The following is an 11,933-nucleotide window of genomic DNA, read 5'->3' on the forward strand; positions in this document are numbered from 1 at the left end:
CGTGTCCCATGCCCTGCCGGGCGGGACACATGATGTGCCAGGGGCCGCGGGTGCGAGCACCCCTAAGCACACCCCTAGGGGCGCGGAAGGACGGGCGGTCACGCGTCGATCAGCGCGTAGCTCAGGTCCTCTCTCCGGTTGATGCCCAGCTTGCGGTAGGCCTTGGTGAGGTGCTGCTCGACGGTGCTCACCGTGACGTCGAGCCGTGCGGCGATGTCGCGGTTGCGCAGCCCCTCGGCGGCGCACTCGGCCACCCGGCGCTCGGCCGAGGTCAGCCGGTCCGGCGCCGGCCGCCCGGGGTCCGGACCGGCGTCCGCGTCCGCCGCGCCGGGGCGGGCGTCGTCGCCCGCGAGCGCCGCCAGGCGTTCGGCGAGCGGGGCCGCGCCGCACTCCCGCGCGAGACGGTTCCCCTTCCGCGCCGCCATCATCGACCGGACGCGGTCGCCGGCGCGCTCGTGCGCCGCCGCCAGCGCCTCCTGCGTGAGCGCCTGCTCGTACGCGTTGCCGCGCGCGGCGGCGATCGACAGCGACCGCTCCAGGAGGACGACCGCCGCGGACGGGTCGTCGGCGGCGGCGCCGAGCAGCCGCAGCGAGGCCGCTCCGGACACGTGCGCGTCGGCCGGGCCCAGCACGGCCAGGTGCCTCGCCGCGAAGCGCCGTGCCCGGCGGCGATCGCCGAGCACCAGGTGGGCCTGCGCGACATCGTTCCGCCACGCGACGAGACCGGGCCGGTCGATCCCCCAGCGGAGCATCCGCGCGCCGCAGTCGCGGAAGTCCGCGAGCGCCTCCTCCGGCCGCCCGGCCGCGAGGCGGAAATGGCCCCGGGCCTGCCGGTACAGCAGCCCGTGCATCGTCTCCGGCCAGATGTCCGGGAGGGGGTGGGCGAGCTGGACCGCGGCCTGCTCGCAGCGGCCCATCGCGGTGGCGGCCCGTACCGATGTCGCGATCGGCCCGATGGCGCCGGTGCCGAGCGCGGAGACCGGGAACACGCCGAGGGACGATCGCGCGTCGGCCAGCGCGCCCCGCAGATCACCCGACCGGAGCCTCAGCGAGGAACGCAGGGCCCGGAGCATCGAGCGCCACATCGGCACGCCTCGCGCGTCCGCCTGCGCGATCAGCGCACCGCACCAGGCCTCGGCCTCGTCGAGCCGCTCGTGGTAGCCGAGGACCCCGACGGCGTTGACCAGCGGCACCAGCGCCGACCCGCTCAGCCGGTGTGTGCGCAGGGTCCGCAGCGCGGCGTCCCCCGCGAGCGCCGGGTCGGTCCGCTGGCCGGACCCCGCATCCTGGCCGGTGTCGGCCAGCAGTTCCGCGGCCCCGCCCGCGGCGGTCCCGGCGGCGCCGCGGTTCGCGAGGGCCGCCCGTCTCCTTCCGGCGTCGGCGTACCGGGCGTGCACGCCCGGAACGAAATACCTCAGCCACGACCATGCGAAACGCTGTTGGGCCTCGGCGCCGGAATGCATGAGCAGATCCAGTGCGTCCTTCGTGGCCGCCGCATCGCCATACCACAGAAACAGCCTGGCGACCGCCGCTCTGTAATGGTCGGGGACCTGTCCCGCGCGCACCACCGATTTCAGCCGCCGGTAATTTCGGCTGCTCGCGGAGGGCGCGAACTGCCATTCCACCAGCGCCTGGACCGCCACGATCTCGGCACGCATGGACTCGGACGAGCTCTCCCGGTACGCCAGGCCGAGATATCTGTTGCCCGCGCCGAACCGGTTGTCGAAAATGGCCTCTCCAGCCGCCTCGAACAGCACCTGGACGCCCCAGTCGCCGTCCGCCGTCCCGGCCGCCTCCAGGTGCCGCGCCACGACCGCGACCCCCGCCCTGTCGCGGTGCAGGAGCTGCGCCGCCCTTACGTGCAGGGCTCGCTTGCGCTCGCGCGGCATCGCGGTCAGCACGCGCCATCGGGACGGACTGTCGCGGAACCGCCCCGTCTCGAGCAGGCCGGCCTCGCGGAGCCGGCTCAGCGAGCCGACGACCTGCCCCGGGTCCATGCCCGCCATCTCGGCGACTCTGGAGGGTGTTCCCTCGTCGGCGAGAACGGCGGCCGTCTGCAGTACCAGTCGATCCATCGGCCGTTCGGAACGCACCAAGACACGCTGGCCAGGCAGAACAGAAATCGCAGCCTCCCGTATACGACAATCTTCGAGAAGTACCAGATCGCGCAGCGCCTTTCGGGTCCGCCATTGGCACCGAAAGGACGGGGTCGCCGCATTTTGATCATAGAACCGGAATGATCGAAGACGTGTCAACAGCCCTGCGTAGGGGCCGCCTAGGGGTGACGGCACTCCCCTCCCGCGGGTGACGATCGCCCTGCATCGGACCGCGCTCCGCGCGGCCACGACGAACAGGGGGCAGCGTGTCCAGTGGTGTGGTCACGATCGGTCCGGATCCGCTCACTCCCGCCGCCGTGACGGACGTCGCGCACGGCAGGGCGCGGGTCGAGGTGACCGGCACCGCCGTGGAGGTCATGGCCAAGGCGCGCAACCGCGTGGAGGCGCTGCGCGACTCGCCCGCCCCCGTCTACGGCGTCACGACGGGCGTCGGCGCGCTGGCCGGGCGGCGCATCCCGGCGGACCGGCGGCTGGCGCTCCAGCGTTCCCTCGTCCGCTCGCACGCGGCGGGCGCGGGCGGTCTGGTCGAGCGCGAGGTCGTCCGCGCGCTGATGCTGCTGCGGGCCCACACCCTGGCGACCGGCGTGGCGGGGGCCCGGCCCGAGGTGGCCCTCGCCCTCGCGGCGATGCTGAACGCCGGCATCACCCCGGCGGTCCGGGAGCACGGGTCGCTCGGGTGCTCGGGCGATCTGGCGCCGCTGTCCGCGGTCGCGCTCACCCTCACCGGGGAAGGCGCCGTGGTCTCGGCGGACGGCGCGGAGGCGGACGCGGCGACGGCACTGCGCGAGGCCGGCCTCCGGCCCCTGGACCTGGAGGAGAAGGAGGGCCTGTCCCTGATCAACGGGACGGACGGGATGCTCGGCATGCTCGTCCTCGCGGCCGACAGGTTCGCGAACCTCCTCGACACCGCCGACGTCACCGCCGCCATGTCGGTGGAGGCGCTGCTCGGCTCCGACCGGGTGTTCGCCGCCGACCTGCAGGCGCTCCGCCCGCATCCGGGGCAGGCGCACTCCGCCGCGCGGATCTCGGCGCTGCTGCGCGGATCGGAGATCGTCGGCGGCGCGGGCCGGGTCCAGGACGCCTACTCGCTGCGGTGCGCGCCGCAGGTGCACGGCGCGGCGCGGGACTCCCTCGCCCATGCCGAGGCGGTCGCGGCGCGCGAACTGGCCTCCGCGATCGACAATCCCGCCGTCCTCGAGGACGGCCGCATCGAGTCGAACGGCAACTTCCACGGCGCGCCCCTCGCCTACGTGCTGGACTTCCTCGCCATCCCCGCGGCCGATGTCGCCAGCATCGCCGAGCGCCGCACCGACCGGCTCCTCGACCCCGCGCGCTCGGCGGGGCTGCCCGCCTTCCTCGCCGAGGAGTCCGGGGTGGACTGCGGCCTGATGATCGCCCAGTACACCCAGGCGGGGGTGGTCGCGGAGCTGAAGCGGCTCGCGGTGCCCGCCTCGGTGGACTCGATCCCGACGTCCGCGATGCAGGAGGACCACGTGTCCATGGGCTGGGCGGCCGCGCGCAAGCTGCTGCGAGCGCTCGACGGGGTCACGACGGTGCTGGCCGTCGAGCTGCTGACGGCCGCCCGGGCGCTGGAACTGCGCGCCCCGCTGCGCCCCTCGCCCGGCACGTCGGACGCGGTCGCGCTGCTGCGCGAGCGGGTACCGGGGTTCGGCGCCGACCGGTACCTCACCCCCGAGATCGACGCGGCGGCCGACCTCATCCGGTCGGGGCGCCTCGCCGGACGGGCCCGGATGCTAGTTTGCCGACCAAACGCTTGATTGGAGTTTCGCGTTGCGGCGTTCGGTGATCGACGGCTACCCGCACCGGCCCGGCGGGCACTGCGGCTCCGCCTCGCTCCGCGACCTGCTGGAATGGGCCGGCCTCGGCTGGGACGGGCCGCCCGGCGAGGGTCTCGTCTTCGGGCTTGCCGCCGGCGTGGACTTCCAGTACTTCGTCTCCCCCTGGCTGGATCCGCCGTTCTACCTCCAGGGCCGGCACCTGTCCCTGGAGCGGGACCTGTGCGCGCGGCTCGGCATCGGGTTCGACGTCGTGCAGACCGACGACCCCGGCGAGGGCTGGACGCGGCTCGCGGCGGAACTGGACGCCGGGCGCCCCGTCCTCGCCTGGGCGGACATCAGCGAACTGCCCTACCTGCGGGTCGCGATGTCCAACACCTTCCACGCCGTCGTGATCACCGGGTACGACCTGGACGCCGGCACCGCGTTCGTCGCCGACAACGACCGGGCGGACATCCAGAGCGTCCCGCTCCAGACCCTCGCCAAAGCGCGCAACTCGGCGGGCTTCCCCGCACCCAACCGGCACGCCACGTTCCCCTTGAGCTTTCCGGCCGCGCTGCCCGACCTGCTGCCCGCCGCCAGGGACGCGGCAGCGGCCGCCGTGGCCGCCCTCCGGGCCGGTGACCGTCCCGCCGACCCGATCATCCCCGAGGGCGTCGACTGCTTCTACGGCGTCGACGGCGTCCGGCACTTCGTCGCCGACGTCTCGGCCTGGCCCGACCGGTTCGAGCCCGACGGGCTGGCCGCCGCGCTGCGCGCACTGTGGATCTTCATCGAGAAGGCGGGCACCGGCGGCGGACTCTTCCGCCGTCTGCAGGCGGACTTCTGCCATCAGGTCGCCGGCCTCACCGGCGACACCGCCTTCGCCGCCGCCGGCGACGCCTACGCCGCCTGCGCCCGGGCCTGGACGCGGCTGGCCGGCGTCTCCGATCCGTCCGGGCTCGCCGACGCCGCCGAACCCCTCCCCGCCCTTGAGGACCTGGCCGTCCGAGCCCTCGCCGACGCCGCCGGGAACCCCTGACGACCTCTACAATTCCGCGGGTGACCGCCTACAGTGATCTTGACGCGTTCGGGGACCTGGACGCCGCCGCCCTCCCCCCTCGCCAGCAGCGGATCCTGGCCATGATCCGGGACTGGGTGGTCAGGTACGGGTACGCGCCGAGCACGCGCCAGATCGGCGACGCCGTCGGGCTCCGGTCATCGTCGTCGGTGTCGCGCCACCTGGCGAGCCTGGAGGACAAGGGTTTCCTGCGGCGCGGCACCGCGGTGTCGCGTCCGATCGACACGCGCATGTTCCTGGGGCAGGATCCGTCACGAGAGCCTTCGGACGGCCCGGTGCCCGTCCCCGTGGTGGGGCACATCGCCGCCGGCATTCCCATCTCGGCCGAGGAGCACGTCGACGACACGCTGGCGCTGCCCCGCGAGCTCACCGGGCGGGGCACCGTCTTCGGCCTGCGCGTGCGCGGTGACTCGATGATCGACGCCGCGATCTGCGACGGCGACATCGTCGTGGTCCGCCGGCAGCAGGAGGCCCATTCCGGCCAGATCGTCGCCGCGATGATCGACGGCGAGGCCACGGTGAAGGTGTACCGGCGTCGCGACGGCCACGTCCGGCTCGAACCACGCAACCCCGACTACGACGTCATCGACGGCGACAAGGCCGTCGTGCTCGGCATCGTCGTCTCAGTGGTCCGCAGCCTCTGACGCGTGTGCCCGCCCTGAGGGTCTCAGATCTTCGCCCGGCCCCAAGGTCTTACTGCTCCGTTGGCCGGCTCACCGGAAGGAAGACGTGGGCGGGCATGGCGCTCGTGACACGGATGCGCTCGCTCGTGCCCCGGGCGTTGAGCCAGACCATGGCGACATCACCGGACTGGATCTTGGTTCCGGTGAACAATCGTTCCTTCGGTTCTACGATGACCTCGAAGGCTTCGCCCGCCTTCAACGCCCCGTTGGTCGCTCTTGTTTCCAGGATGGAGTTGCCACGGGCCGCGAGCAGATTCCGCCGACCCCCGTCGTAGACACTGATCGTGTGCGGCGTGTACACGCCGAAGCTGTTCGGCCCACCCGGGTCGATTCCATATACGGCGGATTCCTCCATGCAGTAGTCCGGATGTCCCTCGACAGGAAGTTCGCACCTGGGAGCGGCGACCCGTCCCGCCTGGATAGCACTGGTGCTGAACACCAGGAACCAATCTCCGTCCAGCCCTCCGGTGTGCGGTCCCGCCGGCCCCCTGGGCGTCCCGAAGCCCGAGTCCAGCGTCCCCGTGACCAGGACGGCGTCGGGATTGCGGCCCCGGCCCCACTCTTCGAGATCGGGCCGCACGACGATCGGCCGGTCACCGACCCAGGACGCGGACGCGGCCGTCATGAGGGGGCCCTCGGCGGCCGGTGCCCCGCCGGCCTGAGGGCTCTTGGCCTCTGCCGGAGGGCTCTTGACCGGCTCGGCGCCACAGGCGCCGAGCCCGGCCAGGAGCAGGGCGCAAACGCCGGTGAGGGCGAATCGAGAGAAGGGAACGAACATTCTCACGTCCTTTGGTCAACGGCCTTGGGGAAGGGCTCGCCGATTGCCGTTTCATCCGCCCGCCCAGTAGACCGGAGTGAGTACTCGGATTCAATTCGAGGGGTGCCGAGTTCGGAGCTCGTGTCGATTTGCATCCGAAGCCGACCACCAGGCGAAGGGCACCTGACCTGCTGCAATTCGGCGAGACGGCCCGCATCGTCGCACTGACGACCGCACGTGGGCGCCAAAAGGCGGCGGTGGCCACATTCGGACTCGCCCGATTTCGAAACACGCCCTAACTCAGTCCCCGGTTCGGGGTTCAACCTGACGGAGTGTTCAGTCGTTCTTTCCACATCGAAGCGACCGGGGGCCGCGAAGGCTTCTGGCCACAGAACCGGACCGGCCGCCTCCGGACACGGCACGGCGGACTCGGCGCCTTCGCGGCCGATCCGGGGGGCGCGCTCGACCGCCCCGCCCGCGACCCAGGCGGACCTCGACATGATCATTGACTACATAGAGTTAACACTCGCCACAGAGGGGAATATCAGGGTTCGTAAGTCGGATGTTCTCGGGGGGAGATGCATGGAACGGCACTACAAGATCGCTACAGTCCTGCTGGCCGGTGTCACCGGGACGGGGCTCGTCTCGCCGGCCGCGCTGGCGTCGGCTCCGAAGGCCACGTCCGGCGTGGTGGAGCGCCCGGCCGGCGGGGTCATCAACGCCTACCCGAAGGGGAAGGTGATCAGCCGCCACCGCCTGACGATCCGGGCGAAGCCGACCACGCGCTCGAAGGCCCTCGGCTCGCTGAAGCCGGGTGCGGTCGTCGACATCAAGTGCTGGTCACGCGGCCAGAAGATCGGCAACACGCGCGTCTGGTACCGGCTCGGTATCAGCACGCCCGAGTGGGTCTCGGGTCGCTACATCAAGATCATCAAGGGCAAGGTCACGCACTGCTGAGCCGCCCGTGATCCGGCGCCGACGGCAGGCCCCGGATCGCGGGCCGCGGGCCGCGGGCCGCGGGGCGCGATCGCGCTCCGCGGCCCGGATCTCCCGGTCAGGACGGAGGAGGCGGAGCCGAGCAGGCGGTGAGGGTGTCGATCAGGGTGGCGCGGAGAAGGGCCACCTTGTACGCGGTCTGGGGCAAGGGGCTGCAACGGGCGGTCGCGAGGTCCGCGGCGACGGCCAGGGTTTCCGCGGTGGCGGGCTTGCCGAGCAGGGCTTCGGACACTTCCGGAAGCAGGAGGGGTGTGCGGGCCACTCCCCCCACGGCCACGGCGGCCGTGATGACGGTGTCGCCGTCGAAGGTGAGGCGTGCGACGGCTTCGACCAAGGGCCATTCCGCCATCTGGCGGGCGGTGGCGCGGCGGTATGCGGCTCGTTCGGTCGGCGTCGGCGCGGGCAGGAGGACCGCCTGGAGGATCTCGGCGGGCTCCAGGAGATGGTCGCGCGTCGGGTCACCGCCGTCCCCGTACAGTTCGGCGATGCCCAGCGGGGAGCGGCCGTGGACCTCGGCGGTGGCGGCGTAGGTGAGGAGGGCCGCGGCGAGCGAGGACGGGTGGGGCGCGACGCAGGGCCCCTGGTCGATGACGGCCGAGTAGAGGTGGGCGCCCCCGCGGGCCGGGCAGGTGTCGCCTCCCGTCTGGTGGCACGTGAGGGCGGGATTGCGCAGGTACCAGCAGCGGTTGCGCTGGAGGAGGTTGCCGCCGACGGTGGCGGCGTTGCGGATCTGCGGGGTGGCGATGGCGGCGGCCGTGGCGGCGAGCGCGGGATACGCGGCGGTCAGGCGTTCGTCGGCGAGCAGGTCGGCGATGGTGGTGAGGGCGCCGATGCGGGCGGAGCCGTCCGGTCGCCAGGCGGTGCCGGTCAGGCCGGGGATGCCGAGCAGGTCGACCGGGGGGCGCGTCGCCCGGGTCATGACGTCGGTGCCGCCGGCGCGCAACTCGCCGCCGGTGTCGCGGACGGCACCGGCGGCGGCCTCGATGGTGGTCACGTGCCGATCCCCTCCAGGAGCAGGTCGGGCCGGACGGGCAGGTCGTGCGGGCGCCAGCCGGTGGCATGCCTGACCGCGTTGCCGATCGAGGCGGCGACGGCCACGGTGGAGATCTCGCCCAGGCCGACGCCGCGGCCGGGCACGTGGTCCCAGCCCTCGGTGTGGAAGTAGACGTCGATCTCCGGGGTGTCGGCGATGCCGGGGATGCGGTAGTCGTCTAGGTTCGCGGTGAGCACGGTGCCGGTGGCCGGGTCGTCCTGGCGCTGCTCGAACAGGGCGTAGCCGATGCCCTGGATGACTCCGCCCTCGCACTGGTTGCGGGCCAGCCGGGGCGCGTAGACGTGGCCGGCCGCCACCCCGCACCAGACGCGGGTCGGCCTGACGCGGCCGAGCACGGTGTCCACCTCGACCTCGGTGACGACGACGGCTCCCGTGAAGCCCCGGCCGATGGCGAAGTGGTCCAAGGCGAAGGGCGTGACGTATCCGCGGCGGTCCCGGGGACGCCTGCCGACGACGCTGAGCCCCTCGGCCTCGTCGAGGGAGCGGGCGCCGAGGGCCGCGCCGAGCCGGCGCGCCGCGTCCTCGGCCGCCGGAGCGATGGAGGCGGTGGAGCAGCTGCTGGCGGCGGTCGGCCCGTAGGCGTGTTCGCTGCGGCCGAGCTCGACACGGACCTGGCCGGGCCGCAGGCCGAGCGCGGACCGCACGACCTCGGCGATCACCGTCCGGCTGCCGGTCCCGATGTCCTGGGTGGCGATGCGGGCGACCACGGCGCCCTGCTCGACCGTCAGCGAGACCTTCGTGCCCGGGTCGAGGGCGTACAGGTAGTTGGCGGCCGCGACGCCCACGCCGCGGCGGAGGCGGTCCTCGCCGGGATCCGTACGGTCGCGCCACATGGGCAGCTCCGAGGCCCGGTCGTAGAGCGCGTGGCGCTTGGCGTTGCCGTCCCAGCGGCGGCGCAGCGCGATGGGATCCTCGCCGCGGCGCAGCGCCACCTCGTCCACGGTCTGTTCCAGCGCCCACAGCATCGGCGGGAGGCCGGGGCCGCGGAAGGGTATGCCGGGGGCGCGGTTGGTGATGTGGTCGTAGTCGCGGATCCGGCGGGGCGCGTTGCCGTAGAAGAACCGCGAGTGCCAGGCCGCGTTGGACCCGATGGAGACGCCGGAGTCGCCGTGGCCGTCCATGGTGAAGGCGGACAGCCTGCCCTCGGCGTCGGCGAGGAGGGCCAGCTCGACGCGCACCCCCGGGCGGGAGCCGCCGTCGACGAGCTCCTCCGCCCTGGTGAGGACGACCCGGACCGGCACGCCGTGCAGGCGGGACAGTTCCACGGCGGCGACCACGTCGGAGGTGACGTTGACCTTGGAGCCGAAACCGCCGCCCACGTGCTCGGCCACGACATGGACCTGCTCTGGACGGAGCTTCCAGCGCTTGGCGGCCTGTGCGGCGACGCGGGTCACGGCCTGGGTGGACACGTGAAGATGCAGATCACCGCCGTCCCAGTGGGCCACGCAGGCGTGCGGCTCCATGCAGGTGTGGACCTGTGCGGCGGTGGTGAAGGTTGCCTCCACCAGGGTTTGGCCGCCCTCGTCCCCGTCTTTCTCGCTGCGGGCCTTTTCGCTGCGGGCCTTCTCGCTGCGGGCCTTTTCGATGCGCTTCGCCGCCGTGCGGCCGCGCCAGCTCATGCCGGCGGGTCCGCGCACGTTGCCGTTCCACTTGGCGGGCGCGAGCGGGCCCTCGTTGGCGCGCGGCGCCCCCTTACGCGACTCCTCGGTCGGATAGACGACGGTCTCGTCCTCCGGCGACAGCACCGCGCCCAGCACCGTGTAGTCCACCTCGACCCGCGCGGCCGCTGCGAGCGCCTCGGCCTTGGTGGGCGCGGCGACCGCGGCCACCGGCTGGCCCGCGTACCGGACGACGCGGTCCGGCGGCAGCAGCTCGGTCAGCGGGCCGTCGTACCGGATCTCCCCCACCTTCGCGTGCGGGTGCGGCGACCGCACGATCACACCTTCGAGCTGCCCCTCCAGAACGACGTCCGCCGTGTACCGCGCCGCGCCCGTGATCTTGCTGAGGGCCTCCACGCGGACCGGCGCCACCGTGCCCTCGTCGTGCTCGCCACGGTCGCCCTCGCCACCGTCGTGCTTGCCCGCGCACGCCGCCGCGACCGCCTCGTAGATGCCGGCGTACGCTCCGCAGCGGCACAGGTGACCCGCCAGGGCCTCGGCGATCTGTGCGCGGGACGGCTCGGCCGTGCCGTGCTCGGCGCGCCAGCGGTCCATGAACGCCGCCGCCTCCACCACGAAGCCCGGCGTGCAGTAGCCGCACTGCAGCGCGTCGTGCTCGGCGAAGGCCCGCTGCACCGGATGGTCGCCGCCGAGGCCCTCCACGGTCGTGATCTCGCGGTCCGCCGCCGCCCCGGCGGGCATCAGGCAGCTCGCCGCCGTGCGCCCGTCCACCAGCACGGTGCAGGCGCCGCACACGCCCGTGCCGCAGGCGACCTTGGTCCCGGTCAGCCCCATCCGCTCCCGCAGCACCCGCGCCACGGTCTCCTGGGGTTCGACACCGACGTCGACGGGTTTGCCGTTGAGGCTGAATTCCATTCGCGCTCCATGCGCCGGGCGATGGTCCGGCTCATCGTGGCACACCGAACTCCGCGAATCACTATTTTCACATGATCTCACCTTCTAAGCTTGTCCCTACGACGTATCGCCCACAGCAGACGGGAACCATCGGTGTCGCAACAGCCAGGCGTGCCACAGGGGATCGATCCGAACACCCCGAACGTGGCCCGCATGTACGACTACGTGCTCGGCGGGAAGGACAATTTCGCCGCCGACCGCGAACTCTCGGGCCACCTCATCGCCTCCATCCCGGACGGCGTCGAGGCACTGCGCGCGAACCGCCGCTTCCTCGGCCGCGCCGTCGCCCACGTCGCCCGGCAGGGCATCGACCAGTTCATCGACCTCGGAGCGGGGCTGCCCAACAGGGGCAACGTCCACGAGATCGCCCAGGGCGTCCACCCGCACGCACGCGTCGTCTACGTGGACATCGACCCGATCGTCATCGTGCACGCCCGCGCCCTGCTGGCCGCCGACGACCGCACCGCCGCACTCCAGGCCGACATGCGCGCCCCCGAGACCGTCTTCGCATCCGACGACGTGGCCCGCCTCATCGACTTCGACCGCCCGCTCGGCGTCATCTTCAACGCCATGCTGCACTTCGTCACCGACGCCGAAGACCCGGCGGGCATCGTCGGCGCGTTCACCGACCGGATGGCCCCGGGCAGCCACCTCGTCATCTCCCACAGCACCCTCGATGACCGCCCCGCCGATCTCGTCGAGATCATCGAGGCCGCCTATGAGAACGCCTCAGCGCCGATGGTCTTCCGCAAGCACGACGAGATCCTGCGCCTGTTCAACGGACTCTCCCTCATCGAACCGGGGCTGGTGAAGGTCAATGAGTGGCACCCCGACGAGCACGAGGCCACAGCGAGCGGCGGCGCCTGGGTCTACGGCGGAGTCGCCGTCAAATAGCCG

9 protein-coding genes are annotated in these 11,933 nt (G+C 72.6%); 5 read left to right on the plus strand and 4 right to left on the minus strand.

What is annotated here, in order from left to right; genetic code table 11:
- Positions 1-98: 98 nt before the first annotated feature.
- Positions 99-2,075 carry a LuxR C-terminal-related transcriptional regulator gene (locus SM418_RS28635; RefSeq protein WP_371944210.1) on the minus strand — a complete coding sequence of 659 codons (1,977 nt, stop codon included), beginning with the start codon at positions 2,073-2,075 and terminating at the stop codon, positions 99-101.
- 287 nt (positions 2,076-2,362) lie between these two features.
- Here SM418_RS28635 and hutH point away from each other — a divergent pair, with 287 nt between their 5' ends.
- The 3 genes from hutH to lexA are packed head-to-tail and all read left to right on the plus strand — an operon-like array spanning position 2,363 to position 5,617.
- On the plus strand, positions 2,363-3,895 hold the full coding sequence (gene hutH / locus SM418_RS28640; protein ID WP_371944209.1) for a histidine ammonia-lyase: 1,533 nt from the start codon (positions 2,363-2,365) through the stop codon (positions 3,893-3,895).
- A 13-nt stretch (positions 3,896-3,908) separates the two neighbouring features.
- Positions 3,909-4,934, plus strand: a complete 1,026-nt coding sequence (locus SM418_RS28645; protein ID WP_371944208.1) for a BtrH N-terminal domain-containing protein — start codon at positions 3,909-3,911, stop codon at positions 4,932-4,934.
- Positions 4,935-4,954: 20 nt separating this feature from the next.
- Positions 4,955-5,617 carry a transcriptional repressor LexA gene (gene lexA, locus SM418_RS28650; RefSeq protein ID WP_371944207.1) on the plus strand — a complete coding sequence of 221 codons (663 nt, stop codon included), beginning with the start codon at positions 4,955-4,957 and terminating at the stop codon, positions 5,615-5,617.
- A 49-nt stretch (positions 5,618-5,666) separates the two neighbouring features.
- On the opposite strand, the gene SM418_RS28655 is transcribed toward lexA, so the two are convergent.
- Positions 5,667-6,434 (minus strand): hypothetical protein, encoded by a 768-nt coding sequence (locus tag SM418_RS28655; RefSeq protein WP_371944206.1) that lies wholly within the window; start codon positions 6,432-6,434, stop codon positions 5,667-5,669.
- Between the two features lie 561 nt (positions 6,435-6,995).
- Between SM418_RS28655 and SM418_RS28660 the strand changes: the two genes are divergently transcribed.
- Complete coding sequence (locus SM418_RS28660) at positions 6,996-7,370, plus strand: SH3 domain-containing protein (protein WP_371944205.1); 375 nt, start codon at positions 6,996-6,998, stop codon at positions 7,368-7,370.
- 97 nt (positions 7,371-7,467) lie between these two features.
- On the opposite strand, the gene SM418_RS28665 is transcribed toward SM418_RS28660, so the two are convergent.
- Together SM418_RS28665 and SM418_RS28670 are read right to left on the minus strand one after the other, a co-directional pair.
- Positions 7,468-8,403 carry an FAD binding domain-containing protein gene (locus SM418_RS28665; protein ID WP_371944204.1) on the minus strand — a complete coding sequence of 312 codons (936 nt, stop codon included), beginning with the start codon at positions 8,401-8,403 and terminating at the stop codon, positions 7,468-7,470.
- Entirely contained in the window at positions 8,400-10,997 is a 2,598-nt protein-coding gene (locus SM418_RS28670) for a molybdopterin-dependent oxidoreductase (protein ID WP_371944203.1), read from the minus strand. Before SM418_RS28670 ends, SM418_RS28665 begins: the two co-directional genes overlap by 4 nt.
- 150 nt (positions 10,998-11,147) lie before the next feature.
- Here SM418_RS28670 and SM418_RS28675 point away from each other — a divergent pair, with 150 nt between their 5' ends.
- Positions 11,148-11,930, plus strand: coding sequence for an SAM-dependent methyltransferase (locus SM418_RS28675; RefSeq protein WP_371944202.1), 783 nt, complete (start codon positions 11,148-11,150; stop codon positions 11,928-11,930).
- Positions 11,931-11,933 lie beyond the last annotated feature (3 nt).

This window comes from Actinomadura chokoriensis, from assembly GCF_041463665.1.
In the GTDB taxonomy this organism is placed as follows: domain Bacteria; phylum Actinomycetota; class Actinomycetes; order Streptosporangiales; family Streptosporangiaceae; genus Spirillospora; species Spirillospora chokoriensis_A.

Bases quoted from the DNA above. Each gene is read 5' to 3' on its own strand.
- SM418_RS28635 (WP_371944210.1), bottom strand. From the start codon at position 2,075: ATGGATCGACTGGTACTGCAGACGGCCGCCGTTCTCGCCGACGAGGGA.
- SM418_RS28655 (WP_371944206.1), bottom strand. From the start codon at position 6,434: ATGTTCGTTCCCTTCTCTCGATTCGCCCTCACCGGCGTTTGCGCCCTG.
- SM418_RS28660 (WP_371944205.1), top strand. From the start codon at position 6,996: ATGGAACGGCACTACAAGATCGCTACAGTCCTGCTGGCCGGTGTCACC.
- SM418_RS28670 (WP_371944203.1), bottom strand. From the start codon at position 10,997: ATGGAATTCAGCCTCAACGGCAAACCCGTCGACGTCGGTGTCGAACCC.